Source organism: Nocardioides sp. R-C-SC26, assembly GCF_021246465.1.
In the GTDB taxonomy this organism is placed as follows: Bacteria; Actinomycetota; Actinomycetes; order Propionibacteriales; family Nocardioidaceae; genus Nocardioides.
Window position 1 is genome coordinate 122,964 of record NZ_JAHRHK010000004.1, and the last position, 25,558, is coordinate 148,521.

General features: G+C 70.6%; 27 protein-coding genes. 14 read left to right on the top strand and 13 right to left on the bottom strand.

Annotated elements, in window-relative coordinates; genetic code table 11:
- The first annotated feature begins 14 nt into the window (after positions 1–14).
- On the top strand, positions 15–1,046 hold the full coding sequence (locus KSO97_RS05320) for a glycosyl hydrolase family 18 protein (RefSeq protein ID WP_232676953.1): 1,032 nt from the start codon (positions 15–17) through the stop codon (positions 1,044–1,046).
- A 24-nt stretch (positions 1,047–1,070) separates the two neighbouring features.
- Here the strand turns inward: KSO97_RS05320 and KSO97_RS05325 are convergent, their stop codons facing one another.
- The 4 genes from KSO97_RS05325 to acnA all read right to left on the bottom strand — a co-directional run bounded on the left by KSO97_RS05325 (position 1,071) and on the right by acnA (position 5,749).
- Positions 1,071–1,760 (bottom strand): DUF3105 domain-containing protein, encoded by a 690-nt coding sequence (locus tag KSO97_RS05325; RefSeq protein ID WP_232676955.1) that lies wholly within the window; start codon positions 1,758–1,760, stop codon positions 1,071–1,073.
- On the bottom strand, positions 1,757–2,077 hold the full coding sequence (locus KSO97_RS05330; protein WP_232676956.1) for a thiamine-binding protein: 321 nt from the start codon (positions 2,075–2,077) through the stop codon (positions 1,757–1,759). The genes KSO97_RS05325 and KSO97_RS05330 overlap by 4 nt, the downstream gene beginning before the upstream one ends.
- Before the next feature lie 213 nt (positions 2,078–2,290).
- Positions 2,291–2,944 carry a hypothetical protein gene (locus KSO97_RS05335; protein WP_232676958.1) on the bottom strand — a complete coding sequence of 218 codons (654 nt, stop codon included), beginning with the start codon at positions 2,942–2,944 and terminating at the stop codon, positions 2,291–2,293.
- 108 nt (positions 2,945–3,052) lie between these two features.
- Complete coding sequence (acnA, locus tag KSO97_RS05340) at positions 3,053–5,749, bottom strand: aconitate hydratase AcnA (RefSeq protein ID WP_269782015.1); 2,697 nt, start codon at positions 5,747–5,749, stop codon at positions 3,053–3,055.
- A 228-nt stretch (positions 5,750–5,977) separates the two neighbouring features.
- Here acnA and KSO97_RS05345 point away from each other — a divergent pair, with 228 nt between their 5' ends.
- From KSO97_RS05345 to KSO97_RS05355, 3 genes are read left to right on the top strand one after another with little or no spacing between them, the layout of a single operon-like run.
- Positions 5,978–6,805, top strand: coding sequence for an ABC-2 family transporter protein (locus KSO97_RS05345; protein WP_232676961.1), 828 nt, complete (start codon positions 5,978–5,980; stop codon positions 6,803–6,805).
- Complete coding sequence (locus tag KSO97_RS05350; protein ID WP_232676963.1) at positions 6,798–7,643, top strand: ABC transporter permease; 846 nt, start codon at positions 6,798–6,800, stop codon at positions 7,641–7,643. The genes KSO97_RS05345 and KSO97_RS05350 overlap by 8 nt, the downstream gene beginning before the upstream one ends.
- Entirely contained in the window at positions 7,640–8,602 is a 963-nt protein-coding gene (locus KSO97_RS05355) for an ATP-binding cassette domain-containing protein (RefSeq protein WP_232676964.1), read from the top strand. Before KSO97_RS05350 ends, KSO97_RS05355 begins: the two co-directional genes overlap by 4 nt.
- 38 nt (positions 8,603–8,640) lie before the next feature.
- On the opposite strand, the gene KSO97_RS05360 is transcribed toward KSO97_RS05355, so the two are convergent.
- Positions 8,641–9,729 carry a class I SAM-dependent RNA methyltransferase gene (locus KSO97_RS05360; protein ID WP_374198460.1) on the bottom strand — a complete coding sequence of 363 codons (1,089 nt, stop codon included), beginning with the start codon at positions 9,727–9,729 and terminating at the stop codon, positions 8,641–8,643.
- Positions 9,726–11,744, bottom strand: a complete 2,019-nt coding sequence (locus KSO97_RS05365; protein ID WP_232676967.1) for an APC family permease — start codon at positions 11,742–11,744, stop codon at positions 9,726–9,728. Before KSO97_RS05365 ends, KSO97_RS05360 begins: the two co-directional genes overlap by 4 nt.
- Positions 11,745–11,829: 85 nt before the next feature.
- On the opposite strand from KSO97_RS05365, the gene KSO97_RS05370 reads away from it, so the two are divergent.
- Positions 11,830–12,477 carry a TrkA family potassium uptake protein gene (locus KSO97_RS05370; RefSeq protein WP_232677126.1) on the top strand — a complete coding sequence of 216 codons (648 nt, stop codon included), beginning with the start codon at positions 11,830–11,832 and terminating at the stop codon, positions 12,475–12,477.
- Positions 12,478–12,479: 2 nt separating this feature from the next.
- Positions 12,480–13,151: a TrkA family potassium uptake protein gene (locus KSO97_RS05375; protein ID WP_232676968.1), complete on the top strand. Its 672-nt coding sequence runs from the start codon at positions 12,480–12,482 to the stop codon at positions 13,149–13,151.
- Positions 13,152–13,252: 101 nt separating this feature from the next.
- Here the strand turns inward: KSO97_RS05375 and KSO97_RS05380 are convergent, their stop codons facing one another.
- From KSO97_RS05380 to dut, 4 genes are read right to left on the bottom strand one after another with little or no spacing between them, the layout of a single operon-like run.
- On the bottom strand, positions 13,253–14,017 hold the full coding sequence (locus KSO97_RS05380) for a DUF3159 domain-containing protein (protein ID WP_232676970.1): 765 nt from the start codon (positions 14,015–14,017) through the stop codon (positions 13,253–13,255).
- Positions 14,014–14,376 carry an OB-fold nucleic acid binding domain-containing protein gene (locus KSO97_RS05385; protein WP_232676971.1) on the bottom strand — a complete coding sequence of 121 codons (363 nt, stop codon included), beginning with the start codon at positions 14,374–14,376 and terminating at the stop codon, positions 14,014–14,016. The genes KSO97_RS05380 and KSO97_RS05385 overlap by 4 nt, the downstream gene beginning before the upstream one ends.
- Before the next feature lie 8 nt (positions 14,377–14,384).
- The gene (locus KSO97_RS05390) at positions 14,385–15,002 is read right to left on the bottom strand and encodes a DUF3710 domain-containing protein (protein ID WP_232676972.1); all 618 of its coding nucleotides are present in this window, start codon (positions 15,000–15,002) and stop codon (positions 14,385–14,387) included.
- Entirely contained in the window at positions 14,999–15,469 is a 471-nt protein-coding gene (gene dut / locus KSO97_RS05395) for a dUTP diphosphatase (RefSeq protein WP_232676974.1), read from the bottom strand. Before dut ends, KSO97_RS05390 begins: the two co-directional genes overlap by 4 nt.
- Positions 15,470–15,522: 53 nt before the next feature.
- On the opposite strand from dut, the gene KSO97_RS05400 reads away from it, so the two are divergent.
- Together KSO97_RS05400 and KSO97_RS05405 are read left to right on the top strand one after the other, a co-directional pair.
- Positions 15,523–15,987 (top strand): DUF3093 domain-containing protein, encoded by a 465-nt coding sequence (locus tag KSO97_RS05400; protein WP_232676975.1) that lies wholly within the window; start codon positions 15,523–15,525, stop codon positions 15,985–15,987.
- Between the two features lie 41 nt (positions 15,988–16,028).
- A complete protein-coding gene (locus KSO97_RS05405; protein ID WP_232676977.1) occupies positions 16,029–16,334 on the top strand; it encodes a DUF4235 domain-containing protein in 306 nt (101 codons plus the stop codon).
- A 107-nt stretch (positions 16,335–16,441) separates the two neighbouring features.
- Here KSO97_RS05405 and KSO97_RS05410 read toward each other — a convergent pair whose 3' ends face one another.
- The 3 genes from KSO97_RS05410 to KSO97_RS05420 form a co-directional block, all read right to left on the bottom strand.
- Complete coding sequence (locus tag KSO97_RS05410) at positions 16,442–16,735, bottom strand: DUF4193 domain-containing protein (protein ID WP_232676978.1); 294 nt, start codon at positions 16,733–16,735, stop codon at positions 16,442–16,444.
- Between the two features lie 216 nt (positions 16,736–16,951).
- Entirely contained in the window at positions 16,952–17,788 is an 837-nt protein-coding gene (locus tag KSO97_RS05415; protein WP_232676979.1) for an inositol monophosphatase family protein, read from the bottom strand.
- Complete coding sequence (locus KSO97_RS05420) at positions 17,785–19,011, bottom strand: ferrochelatase (RefSeq protein WP_374198461.1); 1,227 nt, start codon at positions 19,009–19,011, stop codon at positions 17,785–17,787. Before KSO97_RS05420 ends, KSO97_RS05415 begins: the two co-directional genes overlap by 4 nt.
- A gap of 117 nt (positions 19,012–19,128) precedes the next feature.
- On the opposite strand from KSO97_RS05420, the gene sepH reads away from it, so the two are divergent.
- The 6 genes from sepH (at position 19,129) to KSO97_RS05450 (ending at position 25,556) form a co-directional block, all read left to right on the top strand.
- On the top strand, positions 19,129–20,181 hold the full coding sequence (gene sepH / locus KSO97_RS05425; protein WP_232676981.1) for a septation protein SepH: 1,053 nt from the start codon (positions 19,129–19,131) through the stop codon (positions 20,179–20,181).
- A gap of 32 nt (positions 20,182–20,213) precedes the next feature.
- Positions 20,214–22,220 (top strand): SDR family oxidoreductase, encoded by a 2,007-nt coding sequence (locus tag KSO97_RS05430; protein ID WP_232676982.1) that lies wholly within the window; start codon positions 20,214–20,216, stop codon positions 22,218–22,220.
- A gap of 97 nt (positions 22,221–22,317) precedes the next feature.
- Positions 22,318–23,334: a metal ABC transporter substrate-binding protein gene (locus KSO97_RS05435; protein ID WP_232676984.1), complete on the top strand. Its 1,017-nt coding sequence runs from the start codon at positions 22,318–22,320 to the stop codon at positions 23,332–23,334.
- Complete coding sequence (locus tag KSO97_RS05440; protein ID WP_232676985.1) at positions 23,325–24,128, top strand: metal ABC transporter ATP-binding protein; 804 nt, start codon at positions 23,325–23,327, stop codon at positions 24,126–24,128. Before KSO97_RS05435 ends, KSO97_RS05440 begins: the two co-directional genes overlap by 10 nt.
- Entirely contained in the window at positions 24,125–25,129 is a 1,005-nt protein-coding gene (locus tag KSO97_RS05445; RefSeq protein WP_232676986.1) for a metal ABC transporter permease, read from the top strand. The genes KSO97_RS05440 and KSO97_RS05445 overlap by 4 nt, the downstream gene beginning before the upstream one ends.
- Positions 25,116–25,556 (top strand): Fur family transcriptional regulator, encoded by a 441-nt coding sequence (locus tag KSO97_RS05450; protein WP_232676987.1) that lies wholly within the window; start codon positions 25,116–25,118, stop codon positions 25,554–25,556. Before KSO97_RS05445 ends, KSO97_RS05450 begins: the two co-directional genes overlap by 14 nt.
- Positions 25,557–25,558: the final 2 nt, after the last annotated feature.

The following is a 25,558-nucleotide window of genomic DNA, read 5'->3' on the forward strand; positions in this document are numbered from 1 at the left end:
GGCACAGTGGGCGCATGTCCCTGCCCCGCACCCTCGGCCTGGCGGCGATTGCGCTCATCGTGGCCGGGCTTCCCCACGCCGCACCCGCCTCGGCCGACGACGAGACGCACGGTGTCACGGTGGGAGTGGCGGTCGCCCCACCCCAGGTGACCGGCTTCGCACTGGGGAGCCTGCGCGGCGGGGTGGTCGCGCGGGACGCCGAGGCCCTCGACCGCGTGATCGTCGCCGGCGTCGCGTTGCGCGCCGACGGGCGCGGCATCGCTCCGACGACCGACGCGATGCGCCGGGTCCGACGTCAGGCTGCCTCGCGAGGGCTGAGCACCGAGTTGATCCTCAGCAACTACAGCAACGCCACGGAGTCCTTCGACCCGGCCCGCGCCCATCGTCTGCTGAGCAGCACCCGCGCCATCACCCGCGTGGCCCGCACGATGGCACGGAGCGTGGTGCGCGAGGGCTGGGGCGGAGTGAACGTCGATCTCGAACGCGTCCGCGCTTCGGACGCGGCCGGCCTCGTCTCCCTGCTGGATCGCCTCCAGCGCGTGCTCCCGGCCGAGCGCACGGTCTCCCTCGACGTCAGCGCCGCCACCTCCACGGCCGGCTACCGCGCGCGCGGCTACGACCTGCCACGCCTGGCGGACGTCGCCGACGTCATCGTGGTGATGGCCTACGACCAGCACGGGCCCGGCTGGTCCCCACCCGGGCCGATCGGCGCGCTGCCCTGGCAGCGCCGAGCCATGGCCGCGGCGCTGGAGTCGGTCCCGGCCCACCAGCTCGACCTGGGCGTAGCCGGATACGGATACGCCTGGGAAGGCAACGGCGGACGTGCGCACTCGGCCCCAGGCGCCCGACGGCGTGTCGAGCGCGCCGGCGTGACGCCTCGGTGGCACCGCGTCGCGGGCGAGTGGTCCGCCCGGCTGCCCGGCGGCGCCGTGCTCTGGTGGAGCGATGGACGTTCCTACCGGCTCCGCCTGGCACTCGCCGGCGAGCTCGGCCTGCGCGGCGTCGCCGTGTGGCGCCTCGGATGGGCCGACGCTCTCCGGCCCTGACCGATCACCGCGCGATCGTCCGCGTCAGGACGGGACGACTCCCCGGAGCGCGTCGAGCTCCGCCTCGGTGGCGCCTCCTGCGCAGGAGGCGAACGGCTCCGGCGCCGTCGTGCCCCCGGCGAACTCCTCCAGGAAGAGCCCGAGTCTGACGTCGTCCACGCCGGTCAGCGCGAGCTGTCGTTCCCACACGGTGACCACGACGGGCGATCGCAGGCCGGGATAGGGCGACATGATCGCGTTGCTCGGCAGTCGAGCCTCGAGGGTCGCGACCTCGTCGTCGTCCAACTCGTCAGGGTCGTAGGTGAACCAGAAGGCCCCATGCTCCAGGTCGTGCACCGCCATCTCGTCCGGGACCGGGTCGTCGAAGACGCCGCAGTCGAGCCAGACTCCGAGGTGGGGGCCGCCGACCGGCGGCGACTGGGCGTAGTCGACCTTCTCGTCGGTGTGGGTCGTGGGGAGATCGTCGAACACCTCGACGGCGGCGAGATCCTTCGACGGCGACTGCTCGCCGCCTGCGGACGAGGTCGAGCCGGTACCGACGACGTCGCTACCGTCGTCGAGGACGAACGGGAGCGTCGCGCCGATCCCGACCGCCAGGACCGCGGCGCCCGCGGCGAGGACGAGCGGCGTCCGCGATCGTCGGCCCTGAGCACCGGGCACCTCCGGCGACGCCCTCGTGGGCTCGGGCGAGTGGAACGGCGTGGGATCGCTCACGGGGTCACTCTCGCGTCACGCGCGACGAGAGCCCGCTCGAGGCGCTCGACCTTGGCCGTCATCTCACCCGTCCGTCCCGGGCGGATGTCGGCCTTCAGCACCAGGCCCACACGTGGCGAGCCGGCGGCCACGGCGTCGACGGCGCGCTTGACCACGTCCATCACCTCGTCCCACTCGCCCTCGACGGTGGTGAACATCGCGTCGGTCTGGTGCGGAAGACCCGAGTCACGCACGATCCGGACGGCCTCGGCGACGGCGGGCGCGACACCGCCGTCGGCGTCACCGCTGGACGGACTGATGCTGAAGGCCACGAGCATGTCCTCAACCTATCCACCGCCTCGTAGCCGTCGCGGCCCGCTCTCCGACCACGAGTGGTGCGTCCGAGTTTCCGAGAAGGTTGGCGTGCTCCCGGTGCGTGCAGCGCAAGGCGACGGCGCGCTGCCATACCGGGTTGTCCCGCACGCGTCGGCAACGCCGCCGGGTGCGTGCCGGGGGTGCGCGAAGCGCATCAGAACCTCCCGGACGTGCCACTAAGAGGCGCTGAACACCTCGTAGCGTCCAGGTGCCAGGAAGAACCCGACCTCGGCGACCGGATCCACGCACGTCACTCCGAACCGCTCGCGCCAGCACCCCACGCCGGACGTCGACATCGCCGCGCCGCCGACCGCCAGCCGGACGGCGTCCGGCTCGCGGATGGTGTCGGTGTTGCAGACCGGCTGCGGCACGCCGTCGACGACCTCGATCCGGCCGACGTTCTGGCTCGGACCGTCCCCGCACACCTCGGGGGCCGGGATTCCGCCACGCGCCAGCTCGCACGAGAACGGCAGGAATTCGGACTCGAGCACGCAGTACGTGCCGTCGTTGGTCTCGAAACGGTCGACGCGCTCGGGTGCGGTCTCGATCTGCGCGGCATGGGCGAGCGCTTCGGCATAGGTGCGGGGCGGCTTGGTCAGGTCGACCTCGCCTGACGGCGCCGGGTCGGCCGAGGGCGACTGCGACGGCTCGGCCGATGCGGTCGCCGACGGCGACGGCGAGGTGGACTCACCCACCGGGGCGCTCGACGATGCCGTCGCGGACGGCGTCGGTACGGCGTCGCCGCCGGGGTCGTCGTCCGATCCGCCGCAGGCGCTCAGCGCCATCGCGCAGGCGAGCAACAGGGACGGGAGCGCACGACGAGGGGTCACGACGCCATCATCCCTGCTCGCCCCGCCTCATCGGCGGCGAAATGCCGCGAGCGCGGCGACCATTCGGTCACCGCGCTCGCGTCGGGCGCTCTTCAGCGTCGGGCTCGATCAGCCCTTCAGCAGGTTGCGCAGCACGTACTGCATGATCCCGCCGTTGCGGTAGTAGTTCGCCTCGCCGGGGGTGTCGATCCGCACGACGCCGTCGAACTCGACCGTGCCGTTCGGACCCTCCGCCACCACCTTGACCGTCTTCGGCGTGCGGCCCTCGTTGAGCTCGGTGATGCCCGAGATCGAGAAGGTCTCCTCGCCGGTCAGGCCGAGCGACTCGGCGTTCTCCCCCGCCGGGAACTGCAGCGGGATGACGCCCATGCCGATCAGGTTCGAGCGGTGGATGCGCTCGTAGGACTCCGCGATGACGGCCTTGACGCCGAGCAGCGAGGTGCCCTTGGCGGCCCAGTCGCGCGAGGAGCCCGAGCCGTACTCCTTGCCCGCGAGGACGACGAGCGGGATGCCGGCGTCCTGATAGGCCACCGAGGCGTCGTAGACCGTGGTCACGGGCGCGTCGTCCGCGGTGAAGTCGCGGGTGAAGCCGCCCTCGGTGCCCGGCGCGATCTGGTTGCGCAGGCGGATGTTGGCGAACGTGCCACGGATCATGACCTCGTGGTTCCCGCGGCGCGAGCCGTAGGAGTTGAAGTCGCGCGACTCGACACCGTTCTCGGTGAGGTAGAGGCCGGCCGGGGAGTCCTTCTTGATGGCGCCGGCCGGGCTGATGTGGTCGGTGGTGACCGAGTCGCCGAGCTTGAGCAGCACGCGAGCGCCGTCGATGTCGGTGACCGGCGAGGGGCTCTCGGGCATCCCGTCGAAGTACGGCGCCTTGCGCACGTAGGTCGAGGCGGGATCCCAGGTGAACGTCGCACCCTCCGGCGTGGGCAGCGAACGCCAACGGTCGTCGCCGGCGAACACGTCGGCGTAGGACTCGTCGAACATGTCGGAGTTGATCGCCTGGCGGATCGTGTCCTCGACCTCGGCCGGGCTGGGCCAGATGTCCTTGAGGTAGACCGGGTTGCCCTCGGTGTCGTTGCCCAGAGAGTCGTTGAACAGGTCGACCTTCATCGAGCCGGCCAGGGCGTAGGCGACCACCAGTGGCGGTGAGGCCAGGTAGTTCATCTTGATGTCCGGGCTGATCCGGCCCTCGAAGTTGCGGTTGCCCGAGAGCACCGAGACGACGGCGAGGTCGTGCTCGTTCACCGCGGCCGAGACCTCGGGGATCAGGGGGCCGGAGTTCCCGATGCAGGTGACGCATCCGTAGCCGACGAGGTTGAAGCCGAGCTTGTCCAGGTACGGCGTCAGGCCGGCCTTCTCGTAGTAGTCGCTGACGACCTTCGACCCCGGGGCGAGCGTGGTCTTGACCCACGGCTTGCGCATCAGGCCCTTGTCGACGGCGTTCTTGGCCAGCAACGCGGCGCCGATCATCACCGACGGGTTGGAGGTGTTCGTGCAGGAGGTGATCGAGGCGATCGTGACCGCACCGTTCTCCAGCTCGAACGAGGTGCCGTCCTCGAGCGTCACCGTCACCGACGCGTCGGTGTTCTCGGTGTAGGTCGGCAGGTCGGAGGCGAAGGCCGTCGCGGCATCGGAGACCGGCACGCGGTCCTGCGGACGCTTCGGGCCTGCCAGGCTCGGCACCACGGTGGCGAGGTCCAGCTCGAGCTTCTCGGAGTAGCGCGGCTCGGCCGACGGGTCGTGCCACAGACCCTGCTGCTTGGCGTAGCTCTCGACCAGGGCGATCTGCTCCGCCGAGCGGCCGGTCAGCTCCAGGTACTTGATGGTCTCCTCGTCGATCGGGAAGACCGCGATGGTGGAGCCGAACTCAGGGCTCATGTTGCCGATGGTGGCGCGGTTGGCCAGCGGCAGCGCCGAGACGCCGGGCCCGTAGAACTCGACGAACTTCCCGACGACGCCGTGCTTGCGCACCATCTCGGTGATGGTCAGCACGAGGTCGGTCGCGGTCGAACCCTCGGGGAGCTCTCCGTTGAGCTTGAAGCCGACCACCCGCGGGATGAGCATGGAGACGGGCTGGCCGAGCATGGCCGCCTCGGCCTCGATGCCGCCCACGCCCCAGCCGACGACGCCGATGCCGTTCACCATGGTCGTGTGGGAGTCGGTGCCGACACAGGTGTCGGGGTAGGCCTGGAGCTCGCCGTCGACCTCGCGAGTGAAGATGGTGCGGGCCAGGTGCTCGATGTTGACCTGGTGCACGATGCCCGTGCCCGGCGGGACGACCTTGAAGTCGTCGAAGGCTCCCTGGCCCCAGCGCAGGAACTGGTAGCGCTCGCGGTTGCGCTCATACTCGATCTCGACGTTCCGCTCGAACGCGTCGGCGGTGCCGAAGACGTCGGCCATCACCGAGTGGTCGATGACCATCTCGGCGGGCGCGAGCGGGTTGATCTTGGTGGCGTCGCCACCGAGGTCGGCCATCGCCTCGCGCATGGTGGCCAGATCCACCACGCAGGGGACGCCGGTGAAGTCCTGCATGATCACGCGCGCCGGCGTGAACTGGATCTCCTTGTCCGGGTCTGCGTTCTCGTCCCAGCCGGCGAGCGCCTTGATGTCGTCGGCGGTGATGTCGGCGCCGTCCTCGGCGCGCAGGAGGTTCTCCAGCAGCACCTTGAGGCTGAACGGCAGGCTCGCGACGTCGAGCCCGTCACCACTGACGGCGTCGAGACGGAAGATCTCGTAGGCCTTGCCGTCCACGTCGAGCGTGCTCTTGGCACCGAAGCTGTTCTTGCTGGCCACCGGCCACATCTCCTCAGGTTGTCGAAGGCGGGGTGCATCCGGACGTTCCGGCAGGGGGTCCGGGCTGGAGGTCCTCGGGCCATCTTGCCGCCGGGAGCGAAACCGGGGATAGCAAGGCTGTCCTAAGTTCGAAGGTCCTCATTTGTCTTGATATCAAGATACATGACGTCGAGTGATCCAAGGGCCGACCGGTCGTCGGTGGCAGCCACCCACGTCGGCGCGTAGGTTGTCGAGCTTGTGTCAGCCCCCGACGTCCTCCGGTACCCACGGGCACGCCCGTACTGGCGGATCGCGGTCGCAGGGTTCCGTCGCCAGGCGACGTACCGGCTCGCTGCGCTCGGCGGCCTCACGGCCAACGCCACCTTCGGGTTCCTCAAGGTCGCCGTCCTGTTCGCAGCCGTCGACGCGGCCGGTGGCGAGCTCCGCGGCTACGACACCGCCCTCATCAGCGCCTACATCTGGGTCTCCCAGGGTCTGCTCGGCTCGGTGAACCTGATGGGGCGCAGCGACGCCGCCGACCGGATCAAGGACGGCTCGATCGCCGTGGAGTTCCTCCGCCCCGTCGACGTGCACCTCTCGGCGGTCTGTGCGGAGATCGGGCAGGCTGTCTTCACCCTGCTCCCCCGCGGCGTCCCGTCCGTGCTCATCGGAGTATTCGTGGTCGGGATGGCGGTCCCCGACTCGCCCTGGCCCTACCTGCTGGGCTCGATCAGCGTGCTGCTGGGCATCGCGGTGTCGGCGGCGACCGCCTATCTCGTCGCCGTCGTCGGCTTCTGGCTGGTCGACACCCGGGGCGTCCAGGTCCTCTACATGGTCGTCTCCGGCTTCCTGGCAGGCCTCTACGTGCCGATCGTGCTGTTCCCGCCGTGGCTGCTCGCCGTCGCCGAGGCGACTCCCTTCCCCTCGATGCTGATGTATCCCACCGATGTCCTGACCGGGCGGGTGGACGGCGTCGACGCGCTCGTCCACGTCGGCGCACAGATGTGGTGGCTGGCAGTCGTGCTCACGCTCGGCCAGATCCTCACCCGGGCCGGGCGCCGCACCTTGGAGGTGCAGGGTGGCTGAGGTGCGCGCCCGGGTCCGCCTCGCCAGCCCGGAACCCGGAGGCGATCTGCGCGCCTACCGCGCTGTGCTCGCCTCTCGAATCCGCTCGCAGCGCAGCTACCGCCTGGGGTTCTCCCTCGATCTCGGTGCGTCCCTGCTCGTCGGCGTCATCGAGCTGGCCGAGGTCTGGGTGTTGTTCCACAGCGTGGGCGAGCTCGGTGGCTTCACGTTCGGCCAGATGCTGCTCGTCTTCGGCCTGGCCGATCTCGCCTTCTCCGTCGCCGATCTGGTGTTCGGGCACTGCGACAACCTGCCGACGTACCTCCGCGCCGGCACGCTCGACGTCTTCTACCTCAGGCCCCAGCCGTTGCTGCTGCAGCTGATCACCAGCGACATCAGTCTGCGCCGGTTGGCCCGGGCCTCGGTCGGGCTGGTGGCGCTCGTTGCGGGGCTCGTCGTCAACGACGTCGACCTCGGCCCTCGCACGATCACGATCGTGATCCTCGCGCTGGTGAGCGGCGTCGCCATCTTCGCTGCGATGTTCGTCTGGGCCGCCGGCGTGCAGTTCTTCCTCGTCGACGGTGCCGAGGCGACCAACGCCTTCGTCTACGGCGGGCGCTACGCCTCGAGCCAGCCCGCCAGTGTCTGGAGTCGACCGGTCCTGGTGCTCTTCGGCTTCTTCTTCCCCATGACCTTCGCCGGATTCCTCCCGATGCTGCTGCTCCTGGACGTCGCGGGACCCGACTGGCTCCCGGCCTCACTGGGATGGTGGGCACCGGCGATGGCGCTGTGGACCTGGACGCTGGCGCTGCTGAGCTGGCGGCTCGGCGTACGTCACTACCAAGGAGCGGGCGGATGACCGGCACCACCACGATGATCGAGACGGTCGGACTGGGGCGCGACTTCCGGGTGCGCGACGGGGTGCGACGTCGCACGGTGACCGCCGTGGAGAACCTCGACCTGCGCATCGAGGCAGGCGAGGCGGTGGGCTACATCGGAGCGAACGGTGCCGGGAAGTCGACCACGATCAAGATGCTCACCGGCATCCTGGTCCCCACCCGTGGCGAGGTGCGGACCTGCGGCCTGCGCCCCGTGCCGGACCGACGGCGTCTCGTGCGCCACGTGGGCGTCGTCTTCGGCCAGCGCTCCCAGCTGTGGTGGGACCTTCCCGTCGGCGAGTCCTTCCGCATCCTCGCCGCGATCCACGGTCTCACCCGCGACCGGGAGCGCGCGCGGACCGACGAGCTCGTCGAACGGATGGAGATGGCGGACTTCCTCGCGACGCCGGTGCGGCAGCTCTCACTCGGGCAGAGGATGCGTGCCGAGGTCGCCGCTGCGCTGCTGCATTCGCCCCGCCTGGTCATCCTCGACGAACCGACCATCGGCCTCGATGTGCTCTCCAAGCAGCGCCTACGGGAGTTCCTGATCGCGGAGCGGCGCGAGCACGGCACGACCCTCCTGCTCACCACCCACGACATGGGCGACGTGGAGCGCCTGTGCGACCGGATCCTGCTGATCGATCGAGGTCAGCTCGCCTTCGACGGCACTCTCGCGGCGCTCGCGCGTACCGTCGGCGCCGAGCGCACGCTCACCGTCGACCTCGCCGCGCCGACGCCCGACCTCGTGGGGCTGCCCGACGTCCAGCATCGTTCGAGCGAGGCCGGCGGACTGCGTCAGGTCCTGGCGTTCGACGCCGAGACCACGACGGCGGCACGCGTGCTCGCCGCCGTCGCTGAGCGCGCCGAGGTGGTCGACCTCTCCATCGGCGAGCCCGACGTGGAAGACGTCGTGCGCCGGGTCTACGCAGCACGGCGCTGAGCCCGCATCGACCGGTCCGAAGCGCCCCGGGGCCGCACTCAGCGGGACGTGAGGATCGCCACGCATTCGACGTGGTGCGTCATCGGGAACAGGTCGAAGGCGCGCAGCGAGACCAGCGCGTAGCCGGACTCGGCGAACAGCGCGACGTCGCGCGCCAGCGCCGCGGGATCGCAGGCGACGTAGGCCACCGCGCGCGGACGCCGGTCGACGACCTGCTCGACGACGCGGCGCTTGGCACCTTCCCGCGGCGGGTCGAGCACGACGAGGTCGAACGGCTCGTCGTGCCGTTCGACCAGGACCTTCGCGACGTCACCTGCGGTCGCGACGACACCGGGGCAGTTGCGGCGGGAGAGCCGCGACGCCGTGGCGTCGCCCTCGACCGCCACGACACGGCCAGGGGCGACCGCCGCCTGGAGGAACGCGGCGAACAGCCCGACCCCGGCGTACAGATCGAGGACACGCTCCCCCGGCTGCGGGTCCAGACCGGTCATCACGGCGTCCACCAGGGCCTGCGGCGCGCCGGGGTGCACCTGCCAGAAGCCTCCCGGTGCGACCTCGAACGCCCGCCCGCGCACCTCGTGGATCGCAGGAGGCGCCTCGAGCAGGCACTCGTTGACGGGTACGACGTCGTGAGAGCGGTGCTTGCGCATGCCGCGACCGCCCCCGACCAGACCGACGTAGCGCTGGCGTGTGCGCCAGTGCAGCCCGTCGTCGTCACCGGGCACGGCCTCGACCTCGACCCGGAGGTCCAGGCCCGCCAGACGCCGCAGCTGCTCGCTCACGACGTCGGCCTTCAACTCGCGCTGCCGAGCAAGCGTCACGTGCTGGAAGTCGCATCCGCCGCAGGCGTCGGGCCCGGCGTAGGGGCACGGTGGCACGACGCGATCGGGGGAAGCGCTGAGCACCTCGACGGCGTCGGCACGCCAGAAGCGATCGCCGTCGGCCCCCTCAGTCACCTCGACGACGACGCGCTCGCCGGGCAAGGCGTGCCGGACGAAGACCGCGCGCCCGTCGAGGCGGGCCACACAGTGGCCTCCATGTGCCACGGGGCCGACCTCTACCTCCGCGCGGAGGCCGACCCGGCTCTCACCGCGAACGGCGCGCTGGCGGGGACGTCGTGCGGTCACCGGATCTGCCGGCCGCTCCGCGCGTCGCCGGGACGCCCGCGGGCGTCTCCACGCTCCTCGCGCTCGATCGCGATCTGCGACGAGCTGAGCTGGTAGGGCACCGAGGTGACCATGACCCCCGGGGAGAACAGCAGCCTGCCCTTGAGCCGCAGCGCCGTCTGGTTGTGCAGGAACTGCTCCCACCAGCGACCGACGACGTACTCGGGGATGTACACCGCGACGACGCCGCGCGGGTTCGCCTTGCGGATCTCGGCGGTGTACTCGACGACCGGCTTGATCAGCTCGCGATACGGCGAGTGGAGGATCTTCAGCGGTACGCCCAGGTTGCGACGGTCCCACTCCTCGATGAGCCGGTTGGTCTCGGCAGCATCGGTCGCGACGTAGACCGCCTCGAGCGCGTTGGGCCGCGAGGCCTTGGCGAACGCCAGCGCCCGCAGCGTCGGCTTGTGGATCTTCGACACGAGCACGATGGCGTGGACGCGCGTCGGCAGCACCTTGTCGAGATCGTCCGCGGCCAGCTCGGCCTGCACCTTGTCGTAGTGCTTCTTGATGCCGCGCATCACCGCGAAGAAGAAGATCATCGCCAGGATCGTGATCCAGGCGCCAGCGAGGAACTTGGTGACCAGCACGATCACCAGCACCACCGCGGTGAACGAGAGGCCGACGGCGTTGATGGCGCGCGAGCGCTGCATACGACGACGCGTCCCGGCGTCCTTCTCCGTGGTCAGGGCGCGGGTCCAGTGCCGGATCATGCCGAGCTGGCTGAGATTGAACGAGACGAACACGCCGACGATGTAGAGCTGGATCAGCTTGGTCGTCTCGGCGTCGAAGGCGACGATCAGCACGATCGCGCAGACGGCCAGGAACACGATGCCGTTGGAGTAGGCGAGCCGGTCGCCGCGGGAGCCGAGCGCGCGCGGGGCGAAGCCGTCCTTGGCCAGGATCGAGCCCAGAACGGGGAAGCCGTTGAAGGCCGTGTTGGCAGCCAGCACCAGGATCACGCCGGTCACCGTCACGACGAGGTAGAAGCCCGGTGAGAAGTCGTGGAAGACCGCTCGCGCGATCTGGGCGATGACGGCGTGCTGATCGTGATCGGCGCCGACGGGCTCGCCGTCGAGGAGGAGCCGGTCGAGCTCGTGCGGGTCCACGTACTTCAGACCCATCTGCTTGGCCAGCACGATGACGCTGACCATCATCGAGATCGCGATGAGGCCGAGCAGGAGCAGTGTCGTCGCGGCGTTGCGACTCTTGGGGCGCTGGAACGCCGGGACGCCGTTGGAGATGGCCTCGACGCCGGTGAGGGCCGCACACCCCGATGAGAACGCCCGCGCCAGCAGGAACATCAGCGCGAACGTCGTGAGCGAACCCTCGTAGTCCGGCGACGGGGCGATGTCGTACCGAGCGCTCTCGACCTGCGGGAGAGTGCCCGACGCCATCTCGACGAAGCCGTAGAAGCACATGCCGAGGATGGCGACCATGAAGGCGTAGGTCGGCACCGCGAAGAACGATCCCGACTCCCGGATGCCGCGCAGGTTCATCGCCATCAGCAGCACGACCATGACCGAGCCGAAGAGCGCCTCGTGCCCCTGCACGCTCGGTATCGCCGACGCGGCGTACTGCGAGGCCGAGGAGATCGACACCGCCACGGTGAGGATGTAGTCCACCAGGAGGGCGCTCGCCACCGTGGTGCCGGCGGTGGCCCCGAGGTTGACGGTCGCGACCTCGTAGTCACCGCCGCCGCTCGGGTAGGCGTGCACCGTCTGGCGGTACGAGGCGATCACCGCAGCCATCACCAGCGCGACGGCGAGCGCGATCTTCCACGACCACACATAGGCCGAGGCGCCCGCCAGCGAGAGCATGATGAATACCTCGTCGGGCGCGTAGGCGACCGAGGAGAGCGCATCGCTGGCGAAGACCGGCAACGCGATGCGTTTGGGTAGCAGCGTCTCGCCCAACTGGGCACTGCGTAGTTTGCGCCCCAGCAGGATCCGCTTGGAGACGTCGCCGACACCCACGGGCGGAAAGCGTACGCCCCAGCCAACCCGGCCGCGCGTCACCTCGGGGTGGATCCTCTACGGTGAACGCGTGCACGTCGTGATCATGGGCTGCGGCCGCGTCGGTTCGACGCTCGCGCGCGGCCTCGAGGACCGCAACCACACCGTCGCCGTGATCGACTCCGACCCCGATGCGTTCCGCCGTCTCGGGCCCGGATTCAACGGCGACAAGGTCACCGGCTACGGCTTCGACCAGGACGTGCTGACCAAGGCCGGCATCAAGCGCGCCGACGCCTTCGCCGCCGTGTCCAGCGGCGACAACTCCAACATCATCGCCGCGCGCGTCGCGCGGGAGACCTTCGGCATCCAGCAGGTCGTCGCGCGGATCTACGACCCGGGCCGCGCCGAGGTCTACCAGCGACTGGGCATCACCACCGTCGCCACCGTGAAGTGGACGGCGGACCAGGTGCTGCGTCGCATCCTCCCGGCCGGGGCCGAGCCCGACTTCCGCGACCCCAGCGGAGCCATCCGGGTCGACCAGGTGCCTGCCCCTGAGAGGTGGATCGGGCACCGCACCGTGCACTTCCAGGAGCAGAGCGGCACCCGCATCGCCTGGATCGACCGCCTCGGCGAGGGCATGCTGCCCGACCGCGAGTCGGTCATCCAGGAGGGCGACATCCTGCACCTCGCACTGCGCGAGGACCGCGCCGCCGCCGCTTTCGACGTCATCAAGCGCGGACCTGAGGAGATCTGAGCATGCGTGTCGCCATCGCCGGAGCCGGCGCCGTGGGTCGATCGATCGCACGTGAGCTCATCCAGAACGGCCACGAGGTCCTGCTCATCGACAAGAACGCAGCCTCGGTGCTGCCCGAGCGCGTGCCCGACGCCGAGTGGCTCCTGGCCGACTCGTGCGAGATGTCCTCGTTGGAGGAGGCTCGCCTGGACCGCTGCGACGTCGTGATCGCCGCGACGGGCGACGACAAGGTCAACCTGGTCACCTCCCTCCTCGCGAAGACCGAGTTCGGGGTGCCTCGCACGGTGGCGCGGGTCAACCACCCCAGCAACGAGTGGCTCTTCACCGAGGCCTGGGGCGTCGACGTCAACGTCTCGACGCCGCGCATCATGTCGGCCCTGGTCGAGGAGGCGGTGACCGTCGGCGACCTGGTGCGGCTGTTCACCTTCCGCCAGGGCAACGCGAACCTGGTCGAGATGACGCTCCCGACCGACTCCCCCTTCGTCGGGAAGCCGGCCGGACTCATCCCGTTCCCCGACAACTGCGCCCTCGTCACGATCCTGCGCGACGGGCAGGTCTACGTGCCCGACCCCGAGCAGCCGATCGAGGCGGGCGACGAGCTCCTGTTCGTCGTCCCGGCCGAGGGCGAAGACGAGCTCGAGCGCCTGCTCGCGCCGTCCACCCACGGCGGCTGACCGGCCAGATCCCGACCCGTCCACGTGGACCCGTCTCCAGATAGAGACGGGTCAACGTCGAACTGCCGTTGACCCGTCTTTATCTGGAGACGGGTCAACGCTCACGTGGTGGGGACGGCGGGGTCGAGCGGGGTGGCATTGCGGGCGAGCAGCCAGATCATCGCGGACCACGAGGCGATCCGGAGCGGCCAGCCGAGGCCGTAGCGCAGGAAGGCGATGGCCGCGACGGCGGTGTCGGGGTCGATCCCGTCGCGCCAGCCGAGCAGCCAGACCGGTCCCTGCAGCAGGACACCGATCGCCCCGGGCGCACCGAGCAGGAGGGTGAGACGCGTACAGAGGCGCACCACCTGTGGTTGAGCTCGCCATGCGGTCGCGTCACCGGTGACGCTGCCGAGCATGAAGCCGACCAAGGGCCACCGCACCAGGCAGGACCCGACCAGCAGGATCGTGTACACCAGGCTGTAGACGATGCCGGGGGCGAAGAAGGCGAGTGCCTGGTCGGACTCCGACCCACCGCTGCTGGCGGCGATCCGGACGAAGACCCAGCCGATGCCGATCGAGAACAGCGCGTTCAGCGCGTACTGCGTGGTGCTGCGCTGGGCCAGCCGCACGAGGAGGGCGATCCCCGCCGTGGCCAGGCTGACGACGAGCGCGAGGCGGAGATCCTTCGTCGGCAGCCAGAGCGCGGTGAACACGATGCCGGGGATTCCCGCCTCGAGCATCCCGCGGCGGCCACCGAGAGCCGTCGCCATCTGCGCCCGCACCATCGCCTCGACGGTCGTCACCGAAGGAACCGCCATCGCAGCATCGGTGGTCGACGCGGGCTCGCTCGTCGACGCGGACGACGGGTCAGCGTCTCCGGTCACGGGAGCAGCTCGTAGCGCGGGTTGTACATCGTGCGTACGCCGTCGTGCACCCCGATCCGACCCTGCACGCGCATGCCCCGCCCGGGGTCGACGCCGACGATGCGTCGACGTCCGAGCCACACGATGGTGATGACGTCGGAGCCGTCGAACAACTCGGCCTCCAGCGCCGGCACGCCACCGCGCGGCCTCACCGTCATCGAGCGGACCGTGCCACGGAGGACGACCGGATCGCGATCGGGGGCGTCGGCGATGCTGACCGTGCCGACGCGTGCGTGCTCGGCGCGCATGTCACGGGCCAGCTGGTCGGTGGGGTTCGCCCACCGGCTGATGGAGCGCCGGAGTCGGCTCTTCTCGGCCATCGCTCGGCTCACACGCCGACGCGGCGCGCGTTCTCGGGCAGCACGAGGGGAAGCGGCTCACCGACGGGGAGCGCGTGACCGCCACGGCGCACCGCGACGCGCGTCAGCACGTCCTCCCACTCGGTGGCGAGAGCGCTGTCCATCGCGGGCCGCCCGAGCAGCGTGGCGCGCAGCAGCCACCGCGGCCCGTTCACGCCGACGATGCGCGAGGGCTGGATGCCGGCGCTACCGTCGGGCAACTGCACCGAGACCTGGCACTGCAGCTCGGTGCCGAACCGCCCCTCGCTCTCGGTCGCGGTCCCGCCACGCTGTGCCATGTCGGCAGCGATCTGAGGCCGTACCTCGGCCCAGAGGTCGCCGTGCCGCGGCGCCGCGAAGGCGCGGATCTCGATGGCGCCGTCGGCACCGGCGAGCAGCACGGCCTGCACCGTGCCGGTGGTCTCGTCGACCTGCAGGCGCAGCTCCTTGCCCTCCTCGGGCGCGATCAGCAGCGAGCCGAGATCGACGCGCGCGACGCCGTCGTCGGGCAGATCATCGGCGTCGAAGGGACCGACCACCTCGGCTGCGCCGGTCTCGGCGTCCTGCTCTCCGGTGTCCTCGACGACCGACTTCCGACGGAACTTCACGACTTCTCCTCACGTCCTGTGGCAGCGAAGCCACCCGTAGAACCGTAGCCGCCCGCGCCACGCGCACTCTCGGGGAGGCGTTCGACGGCGACGAACTCGGCCTGCTCGACGCGCTGGATGACCAACTGTGCGATCCGATCCCCCCGCTGGAGCCGGATCGACTCCCGGGGGTCCAGGTTGACCAGCAGCACCTTGATCTCGCCACGGTAGCCCGCATCGACCGTGCCGGGCGTGTTGACGATGGACAGGCCGTGCCGCGACGCCAGCCCCGAGCGTGGGTGCACCAGCGCCACGTACCCCTGCGGGAGTGCCACGGCCAGCCCGGTCGGTGCCAGGACCCGCTCCCCCGGCGAGATCTCGAGATCGACGGTCGTGACCAGATCGGCACCCGCGTCACCTGGATGCGCATAGGCAGGGAGCGGGACGTCGGGGTCGAGCCGGAGCACCTGGATCTGGAGGTCAGCCACGGCCACCGACCCTACGTGCCCGCATCGCCGGGCCGGATGGGAGGCTTCGTCCCGTGAGTCAGCCCGCCACGCGCTATGCCGAGCGACTCGGCGTCCCGCTGCGCTGGTGGGTCCAGGGCGTCATGCTCATCGCCTCGCTCTGGCTCGCGCTGATCGTCGCCGTGCCGGCGCCGCTCGCCTGGTCGGTCACCGTGATCACGCTCGGGCTGCTGAGCCTCGGACTCGTCTCCTTCGGGTCGCTTCGCATCGTGGTCGACGACGAACTCCGGGTGGGGCGTGCTCACATCGCCCCGGCACACCTGGGCGCCATCACCCCGTTGGACGCCGCGCAGACGCGGCGGACGGCCGGTGTGGAGGCTGACGCCCGCGCCTACCTCGCGATGCGGCCCTACCTCAAGCGCGCCGTCCGGGTGACGATCGCCGACCCCGGCGATCCGGCGCCCTACTGGCTCATCAGCACTCGCCATCCCGAGCGCCTCGCCGCCGCCCTCAGCGATCTGGTCGCCTCGGCCCGCTGAGGGTGGGCGCGCCACCGAGCAGGTGTCGCTAGGGTCAGACCATGGCGAAGAGCACAAGCTCCCAGGACAGTTCCAAGGTCTGGTCGGCCTTCTCGGCCGTTTCGGCGCTCGGCGCGTCCGTCGCCGCGAAGAAGGGACTCGACGTCGGGTGGAAGGCCGCCACGGGCCGTAAGCCCCCGGCGAACCCGGCCGACCCCGACGTCCGACTGGGCGAGGCGGTCGCATGGGCAGCGGTCAGCGGCACCTTCGTGGCTCTGGCCCGGATGCTGGCCCAGCGCCGGGCAGCCGGTTACTACCTCAAGTCGACCGGCTCCCTGCCTCCGGGACTCGAGCGCGACGGCGAGTAGCCACCACCAACGTCGAGACCCCGCCAGGACATCCCGGCGGGGTCTTCACGCGGTCGGCCCCTCGTCGGGGACTCGACCTCACACGGTCGCCGGAGCGACCGTGTTCGTCAGGCTGCGCAGTCGCGGCAGATGAGCTTCTTCGCGTCGGCCAGCTGGCTGCGGTGGTGCACCAGGAAGCAGCTCATGCAGGTGAACTCGTCCTCCTGCTTGGGCTTGACCTCGACCGCCAGCTCCTCGTGGGAGAGGTCGGCGCCCGGCAGCTCGAAGGACTCCGCGGCCTCGGTCTCGTCCTCGTCGACCTTGCCGGAGTTCTTGTCGTGACGGCGGGCCTTGAGCTCTTCGATGCTCTCCTCGGACTGCTCTTCCTCGTTCTTGCGCGGTGCGTCGTAGTCCGTCGCCATGCGTCGCTCACTCCCCTCCATCACCAGGCCGTGCGGCCAGATCCTCGCCGGAGTCCGCGTCGTCGTCGATCGCAACTCCAGCCCGTGCAGCGCGCCAGATTGTGCACCATCCCAGGGCCTGTGCAAACACCGGGAGGGACGGCGCGCCGTCTGGTGCGATGAACGTCTCGTCGGCGCCTGCTATTCCGCGGGCGGGAAGCCGACGCTGACGTGTGTTCAGGCGACGTCGGCGGCCCAGAATCCCGCGCGGACCGTCGCCGCACGGAACTCGTCGAATCCGGTCGAGGGAGCACAGATCACGAGATCCGTGCCACCGGCCCCGCGCCCCACCTCGGTCCGGGCGCCGGCCGCCCGCGCGATCAGACCGCCGGCCGCGTGATCCCACAGGTGCGGCCCCTCCTCCACATAGCCGTCGAGCGCGCCTTCGGCGACGTGACACAGGTCGAGCGCGCACGAGCCGAGTCGCCGCAGGTCGCGCACCTCGCCCAGCAGGATCGCGGCCGCCTGCGCCTGGATGCGCCGCACCTCCGCGACGTAGGAGAAACCGGTGGCGATCAGACGCTGGCTCATCGGCACCTCCGCACGCACCCTCAGGGCGCGACCGTCACGCCACGCCCCGGCTGCCTGGTCCGGGCCTGCCGTCCGGCCGGTGTACTCCGTGCCGTGGACGACGTCGAGGACGACGCCGGCCACGACCTCACCGTCCCTCTCGGCCGCGATCGACACCGCGTACTGGGCGATGCCGTAGAGGAAGTTCACCGTGCCGTCGATCGGGTCGATGATCCAGCGCACCCCGGACGTGCCCTCGACGCCACCGCCCTCCTCGCCCAGCACGGCGTCGTCGGGACGACGGGTGAGCAGCCGGTCGCGGATCAGGGCCTCGGCCTCGCGGTCGGCCGCAGTGACGACGTCGATCTCGCTGGACTTCGTCGCCGCGACACTCACTCCGCGTGCTGCGTGCTCGCGGATCAGCCCTGCGGCCGCTCGTGCGGCTTCGAGCGCGGCCTCGAGCAGCTCGGCATCCGCGTCGGCGCCCCACACTGCCGGGCTCACGCGCGCTCTCCGGTGCCAGCCGGCACCTCCTCGGACTCACCCGCCAACGCGGGCCGGTCGGCACGTGGATTGGCGCAGCAGCCCACCGGACACCGGTCCCAGCCCGGCCCGATACCGCCGATGGCGGGGCGGTCCGGCTGCTGGCCGCGTTCGGCGGCCGCGCGCTCGAGCAGGAGCTCGCGCACCATCGCCACGAACCGCGGGTCGATGCCCGGCGTCGCGGCGCGGACGGCGGCGATCCCCAGCTGCTCCGCGGTGGCCAGCGCCTCGGTGTCGAGGTCGTAGACGACCTCCATGTGGTCGGACACGAACCCGATCGGCACCAGGACGACCGCACGGCACCCGGCGGCGCCGAGCGCCTCCAGGTGGTCGTTGACGTCGGGCTCGAGCCACGGGATGTGCGGAGCGCCTGAGCGCGAGCAGTAGACGAGGTCGTGCTCGAGGGTCGCGCCCCGTCGCACCCGGACCTGTTCGCTGACCCAGGCCGACGCCTCCCGGTGCTGGGCGACGTACCGGCCGCCCACGGCGTCCGGATCGGCGTCCTGATCGACGTCGCGGTGCGGGGGCGGGCCACTCGTCGACGACATGGACCACGGGATCGAGTGCGTGACGAACACCAGCCGGGCCTCGTCGCGCAGGTCGGCCGGGAGCTCGTCGAGCGCGGCGCCGACGGCGTCGACCACCGGCTCCAGGAACCCCGGGTGGTCGTAGTAGACCCGGAGCTTGTCCAGCTCCGGCGCGTTCTCCGGCACCCTCGCGACTGCGTCATAGAGGTTCTCGCGGTACTGCCGGCAGCTCGACCACGACGAGTAGGCGCTCGTGACGAAGCAGGCGGCCCGGCGAACGCCGTCAGCGGCCATCTCGGCGACGACGTCGTCCAGGTAGGGCGCCCAGTTGCGGTTGCCCCAGTAGACGGGCAGGTCGATGCCGTGACCGGCGAGGTCCGCCTGGATCTCCGCCAACAGCGCGCGGTTCTGGTCGTTGATGGGGGATCGGCCACCGAAGAGGAAGTAGTGCTCCCCCACCGCTTCCAGACGCTCGCGCGGGATGCCTCGGCCGCGGGTGACGTTCTCCAGGAACGGGACGACGTCCTCGGGCGCCTCGGGCCCGCCGAACGAGACCAGCAGGACCGCGTCGTAGGGCGCGACGTCCGTCGTCGACTGGTGGACAGCGTCGCGGGGGGACCCGGGACCGACCTCGTGGTTCGCAGCGTGATCCGGCACGGAGACCATCGTAGGAAGCGATACCTCACCCCGACGCGCGCCGGGGTCCCCAGCGCGAGCGCGACGCTGGCGTAGGGTCGGACGAACACCCGGCTCACCCGACGAAGTAGGCGAACCATGACGACTCCGGCCCCGCTCCGCGCGGTCGGGCTGCATCCCGCGTCGTCGTCGATCGTGGCCGGTGTCACTGCTGACGAGGGTGGTGAGGCCACGATCCTGCTCGTCGACGACCACGGCAACGAGTACTCACTGACGCTCACTCGCGACGTCCGCGCGCTCCTCGGAGGCGCGGTCGCCGGTTCGCCCGGAACATCGCGACCCTCAGACGCCCGCACCCGGCCCAGGGAGACCTTCATGGACAGCACGTTGCGCCCGCGCGACATCCAGGCGCGGATCCGCTCCGGCGAGAGCGCCGAGACCGTGGCACAGGCGGCGGGTACCAGCGTGGAGGCGATCATGCCCTTCGTCGCACCGGTGCTCGCCGAGCGTGCCCATGTCAGCGAGCGCGCGCAGCGGGCGACAGTGCGCCGACCGGCGGGCGACACCTCCCAGGCCCGCACCCTCGGGGACTCCGTCGAGACGCGGTTGCGTCCCCTCAACGTGGCTCCGGACGCCGTCGAATGGGACGCGTGGCGCCGCGAGGACGGCCGGTGGTCGTTGGTCGCCCAGTACTCCTCGGCCGAGCGCAGCGGTATCGCCGAACTCACCTTCGATATGCCGGGCAACTACGTGGTGCTCGAGAACGACGACGCCCGGTGGCTGGTGGGAGACGCGGTCACCGCACCAGCACCGCTGCGCGATGACCTGGAGAACCTGCGCCAGCGTCGTCTCACCACGGTCGGCGTCGACCCTGCGGACGCCGACGGCCAGCTCGACCTCGTCGACCTGGCCGAGGCCGAGACGGTCACCGTGCGAGATCCCGCTGCCTCGGAGGAGATCCCGCTCGGCGCGGACCGCGACGTCTGGACGGCGAGCGAGCGGCGCACCGTCGCGGACCAGACGGGCACCATGGCGCCTGCGGCAGATCTCGGTGCCGCGGAGCCCGCGTCACCCGAGCAGTCCGAGGCCACCACCGAGGGTGAGGACGTTCGCCGTCCGGCGCCGAAGAAGCGCGGCCGCCCGTCGGTGCCCAGCTGGGACGAGATCATGTTCGGTGGCGGCGACCGCTGACCGGGAGGCCGACCCGGCAGTAGGGTCCCGACATGGCCTACTTCGTGACCGGCGCCACAGGGTTCATCGGACGGCACCTCGTCGAGGAGCTGCTCGACCATCGCGAAGGCGATATCTACGTCCTGTGCCGTGAAGGCTCCATGGCCCGGCTCGACACGTTGGTCTCCCAGTGGACGGCGGCGCACGGAGGCGCCGGACGGGTGATACCCGTCGTCGGTGATCTCGGTCGACCCGGGCTCGGCGTCGACGCCGACTGGGTCGGCGAGCACGCCGGGACGATCGACCACTTCTTCCACCTCGCGGCGATCTACGACATGACCGCCGACGACGAGACCAACGAGCGGCTCAACGTCGGCGGCACCCGCAACGCCGTCGAGCTCGCCGACCGGCTCGGGGTGGGCGTCTTCCACCAGGTGTCCTCGGTCGCCGCGGCCGGTGAGTACCGGGGACGGTTCACCGAGGCGATGTTCGCCGAGGGCCAGCACCTGCCATCGCCCTATCACCGCACCAAGTACGAGTCGGAGCGGATCGTGCGCGAGGAGGCACAGGTCCCCTGGCGCGTCTACCGTCCGGCGATCGTGGTCGGCCATTCGCAGACCGGCACGATGGACAAGATCGACGGGCCCTACTACTTCTTCCCCGCCATGAAGATGCTGCGCGATCGGCTGCCCGCCTGGCTGCCGCTGGTCGGCGTGGACCTCGGCGACACCAACGTCGTCCCGGTCGACTACGTCGCCAAGGCGATGGACCACCTGGCCCACCTGCCCGACCGCGACGGTGAGGCCTTCCACCTGGTCAACCCCGAGCCACAGCCGACGGTGGAGATGGTCAACCTCTTCTGTGCAGCGGCGGGAGCGCCGCACTTCGCCCGACCTACCCTGCCCGGCCTGGGGGCCGTACCCGCCCGCCTGCGGGCCGGAGCGCTGATCAACGCGGTCGCCAAGACCAAGCCCGCCCAGTTCGTGCTCGACCAGACGCTGGGCCGACTCGGCATCCCGGCGGAGGTCGTCGCGCACACGGGATTCACGGCCGTCTTCGACGCCTCGGCGACCCAGCAGGCACTCGCCGGCTCGGGCATCGCGGTCCCGGACCTGGAGAGCTACGCGCGCACGCTGTGGGGCTACTGGGAGGAGTACCTCGACGAGTCGACCGGGCGCGACAGCCGGACTCGCGCCGCGCTGACCGGCAAGCACGTCGTCATCACCGGTGCGTCGTCGGGCATCGGACTCGTGACGGCCCTGAAGGTCGCTCAGGCCGGCGGCATCCCGGTGCTGGTGGCGCGGGGGAAGGACAAGCTCGAGGAGACGCGCGCGGTGATCGAGCTGCGCGGGGGCTCGGCGCTGGTCTACCCCTGCGACCTCTCCGACCTCGACGCCATCGACCGCCTCTGTGAGCAGCTCAGCACCGACCTGCCCACGGTCGACTTCGTGGTGAACAACGCCGGGCGGTCGATCCGCCGATCACTGCGACTCTCGCAGGACCGGTTCCACGACTTCGAACGCACGATGCAGCTCAACTACTTCGGCGCGATCCGCCTCATCATGGGCCTGATGCCCGCGATGCAGCGACAGAAGTCGGGCCACATCGTCAACATCTCCTCCATCGGCGTGCAGACCAACCCGCCGCGATTCTCCGCCTACGTCGCCTCCAAGGCCGCCCTGGACTCGTGGAGCAACGTGGTGGCCTCCGAGGTGGTCGGCAACGGCATCACGTTCACCAACATCCACATGCCACTGGTGCGGACGCCGATGATCGCGCCGACGAAGATCTACGACAAGTTCCCCACCATCTCCCCGGCCCAGGCGGCCGACACGGTGATCTCGGCGTTGGTCGACCGGCCGCACGAGATCAACACCATGCTCGGCAACGCCGGAGCGATCGCGCACACCGTGGCGCCCAAGGCGGCCTTCCGGGTGCTCAACATGGCCTACCACGTGTTCCCGGACTCCGCTGCTGCCAAGGGACAGTCCGTGGAGCCGGGAAGCCGGGAGAGCGAGCAGGTCATGCTCGCGAAGATCTTCAAGGGTGTGCACTGGTGACCGGGGGCGCGGTCGACAGATCTCCCTGACGCCTGAGGTTCGATGCGCGGCCTCAGCGTTTTGACAATGATTCTCATCTGACCCGAGAATGATTCTCATGAACCGCACCCCCCTGGCGATCACGGCACTGCTCTCCTCCGCTCTCCTGCTCAGTGGCTGCGGCGCGCTCTCCGACGACTCCTCGGGCGCGGGTTCCGGCGGAGGCGACGGCGTGACCGTGGCTGCTGCGTTCTACCCCCTCGCCTTCGTCACCGGGCGCGTCCTCGGCGACCACGGCACCGTCGATCTCCTGACGACTCCGGGCACCGAGCCCCACGACCTCGAGCCCACCATCCGCGAGACGGCGGCGATCGTGGACGCCGACCTCGTCGTCATCGAGCGTGACTTTCAGCCGGGGATCGACGCCGCCGTCGACCAGAATGCGACCGGCGAGGTAATCGACGCCGCCGAGGTCGTCGGCCTGATCCCGTTCGACGACCACGGCGCTGGCCACGAGGGTCAGGTCGACCACTCCGACGACGACCACGGCGACGAAGGCGACCATGGAGGCGAGGGCGACCACGCCGAGGAGGGGCACGAGGACCACGACCACGGTGACCTCGACCCGCACTTCTGGCTCGACCCGATCCGCCTGGCGACCCTGGGCGACGAGATCGCCGACCGCCTGGCCGAGATCGACCCCGACAACGCGCAGGACTTCCGCGACAACAGCGCGGCACTGCGCGACGACCTGACCGCGCTCGACGAGTCGTTCACGACCGGGCTCGCCGACTGCGAGCGCACCACCATCGTGGTGTCCCACGACGCCTTCGGCTACCTCGACAAGTACGGCATCGAGGTCGCCGCTGTCGCCGGCCTCTCCCCCGATGCCACCCCCACCGTCGCCGGACTCGCCGAGCTGGAGGACCTCATCGCCGAGGACGGCATCACCACCGTGTTCTCCGAGCGCCTCGCGTCGCCGCGGCTGACGGCGTCCCTGGCCCGCGACGCCGGAGTCCAGACCGCGGTGCTCGACCCCGTGGAGGGGCTCACCGACGAGACCGCCGACGAGGACTATCTTTCCCTGATGGAGCAGAACCTGGCCGCACTGCAGCAGGCCAACGGATGTCGGTGACACCGGTCCGCATCCAGGGCGGGGCGGTCTCCATCGGGGGCCGCCCCGTCCTGCGTGGTATCGACTTGGAGATCCGCGAGGGTGAGTTCGTGGTCCTGTTGGGCGCGAACGGATCCGGCAAGAGCACGCTGGTTCGCGCCTGCACCGGCCTGCTGCCCACCACGCACGGCTCACTCCACCTCTTCGACACCCCGATCGGTCGCTTCCGTGACTGGCAGCGTGTCGGCTACGTCCCCCAACGTGCGAGCGCCGGCAGCGGCGTCCCGGCCTCGGTCTGGGAGGTCGTCGCCTCGGGCCGCCTCACCCGACGTCGCCTGTTGCGACCCCTCGGCCGCGTCGACCGACGCGCCATCGACGACGCACTGGAGACCGTGGGGCTCGCCGACCGGGCGCGGGACGGTGTCTCCCAGCTCTCCGGCGGGCAGCAGCAGCGCGTGCTCATCGCACGCGCTCTCGCCGGCGAGCCGGAGCTGTTCTTCCTCGACGAGCCGAACGCAGGCGTCGACGTCGAGAACCAGCAGGCACTCGCGGACGCGCTGCGCGCTCTGCACGCGCGCGGCTCGACTCTGGTCACGGTCCTGCACGAGCTCGGACCGATCGCCCCGTTGACCCAACGCGCCGTCGTGCTGAGCCAGGGACGGATCGTCCACGACGGGCCCGTCGACGCCGCGCCCGGCACGGTCGCGGCGATGCTCACCGGGCACGTGCACCATCACGGCGAGACCGACGTCGCGGTGACCTTCGCGCCGCAGCTGTCGGCGCCACTGGACACTCCCCCCGAGGAGGCGCGATGAGCCTGCACGAGCTCCTCACCTACGAGTTCGTCCAACGAGCGCTGATCGCGGCTGTGTTCACCGGCTTCGCCGCCCCGGCGATCGGCACCTACCTCGTCCAACGTCGCCTGGCTCTCATGGGCGACGGCATCGGGCACGTCGCGGTGACGGGGGTCGCCCTCGGTCTCGTCACCCAGCTCTCTCCCACCTGGACGGCGGTGGCAGTCGCGGTCCTGGGTGCCGTCGCGATCGAGCTCGTCCGCGAACGCGGCAACGTCAACGGCGACCTCGCGCTGGCCCTGATGTTCTACGGCGGACTCGCCGGCGGCGTCCTCCTCACCGGCCTGGGTGGCCAGTCCGCGGCCCGGCTGCAGCAGTACCTCTTCGGGGCGATCACCACGATCGGCCGAGACGACCTGATCGCGACGATGGTGCTGGCCGCGATCGTCGTCGTGGTGGGTGTCGGTCTCTCCCCACAGCTCTTCGCCGTCTCTCACGACGTCGACTTCGCCCGGGTCGCCGGGCTGCGCGTGCGGTACTACAACCTGCTGGTCGCCGTCCTCGCCGCGGTCAGCGTGACGGTGGCGATGCGCACGGTCGGGCTGCTGCTGGTCTCGGCCCTGATGGTCGTCCCCGTGGCCACCGCGCAGCAGCTGACGACATCATTTCGTCGGACGCTGGGAGTTGCGATGGGCCTCGGCGTCGTCGCCTCGGTCGGCGGCCTCGTGGGGCCGGCGATGGTGCCGTCGAGCACCGTCGTGGCACCCGGACCCGCGATCATCATGGTGGCGCTCGCCTGCTTCGTCCTCACGTGGCCCATCGGCAGCTGGACTCGACGGCGGGCCCGCCGGCGAGCGCCCTTCACCGACAGCGCGCCTCAGGTGCATGAGGCCGCCGAGTCGCATCCGCATCGTCACGCCGCGGGCTGCGGTCACGTGGCCGTCGTCCATCACGACCACGTCGACTACGTCCACGACGGTCACCGACACGCCGCGCATGGCGATCACTATGACGAGCACTGAGTCCGCCGGCACCGATACCGGCGCGCCGGGTCCGAGTGGCGTGCGACCCACGCGCCAACGGCGCGCGATCCTCGGCGCGGTGGAGTCGGTCGACGACTTCCGCACCGCCCAGGATCTCCACGGTCTGCTGCGCGACCGTGGCGAGCGCGTCGGGCTCGCCACGGTGTACCGAACCCTGCAGCTGATGGCTGATGCCGGCGACGTCGATGCACTGCGCACGGAGGGCGGCGAGGTCGCCTACCGGCGATGCTCGGGGAGCCACCACCATCACCTGGTGTGTCGCCGCTGCGGCGCGACCGTCGAGATCGAGGGCCCGGCGGTGGAGCGATGGACCGAGGCGGTCGCGAGCGAACACGGGTTCCGCGAGGTCAGTCACACCCTGGAGCTGTTCGGCACCTGCCGGATCTGCGACGAGGCAGCAGGCTGAGG

What these genes read in the sequence shown, in the direction of transcription:
- acnA (WP_269782015.1), bottom strand. Translation starts at nt 5,749, where the DNA reads ATGTGGCCGGTGGCCAGCAAGAACAGCTTCGGTGCCAAGAGCACGCTC.
- KSO97_RS05435 (WP_232676984.1), top strand. Translation starts at nt 22,318, where the DNA reads ATGAACCGCACCCCCCTGGCGATCACGGCACTGCTCTCCTCCGCTCTC.
- KSO97_RS05370 (WP_232677126.1), top strand. Translation starts at nt 11,830, where the DNA reads ATGGGCTGCGGCCGCGTCGGTTCGACGCTCGCGCGCGGCCTCGAGGAC.
- KSO97_RS05440 (WP_232676985.1), top strand. Translation starts at nt 23,325, where the DNA reads ATGTCGGTGACACCGGTCCGCATCCAGGGCGGGGCGGTCTCCATCGGG.
- KSO97_RS05375 (WP_232676968.1), top strand. Translation starts at nt 12,480, where the DNA reads ATGCGTGTCGCCATCGCCGGAGCCGGCGCCGTGGGTCGATCGATCGCA.
- sepH (WP_232676981.1), top strand. Translation starts at nt 19,129, where the DNA reads ATGACGACTCCGGCCCCGCTCCGCGCGGTCGGGCTGCATCCCGCGTCG.
- KSO97_RS05320 (WP_232676953.1), top strand. Translation starts at nt 15, where the DNA reads ATGTCCCTGCCCCGCACCCTCGGCCTGGCGGCGATTGCGCTCATCGTG.
- KSO97_RS05410 (WP_232676978.1), bottom strand. Translation starts at nt 16,735, where the DNA reads ATGGCGACGGACTACGACGCACCGCGCAAGAACGAGGAAGAGCAGTCC.
- KSO97_RS05450 (WP_232676987.1), top strand. Translation starts at nt 25,116, where the DNA reads ATGACGAGCACTGAGTCCGCCGGCACCGATACCGGCGCGCCGGGTCCG.
- KSO97_RS05430 (WP_232676982.1), top strand. Translation starts at nt 20,214, where the DNA reads ATGGCCTACTTCGTGACCGGCGCCACAGGGTTCATCGGACGGCACCTC.
- KSO97_RS05445 (WP_232676986.1), top strand. Translation starts at nt 24,125, where the DNA reads ATGAGCCTGCACGAGCTCCTCACCTACGAGTTCGTCCAACGAGCGCTG.
- KSO97_RS05355 (WP_232676964.1), top strand. Translation starts at nt 7,640, where the DNA reads ATGACCGGCACCACCACGATGATCGAGACGGTCGGACTGGGGCGCGAC.
- KSO97_RS05330 (WP_232676956.1), bottom strand. Translation starts at nt 2,077, where the DNA reads ATGCTCGTGGCCTTCAGCATCAGTCCGTCCAGCGGTGACGCCGACGGC.
- KSO97_RS05385 (WP_232676971.1), bottom strand. Translation starts at nt 14,376, where the DNA reads ATGGCCGAGAAGAGCCGACTCCGGCGCTCCATCAGCCGGTGGGCGAAC.
- KSO97_RS05405 (WP_232676977.1), top strand. Translation starts at nt 16,029, where the DNA reads ATGGCGAAGAGCACAAGCTCCCAGGACAGTTCCAAGGTCTGGTCGGCC.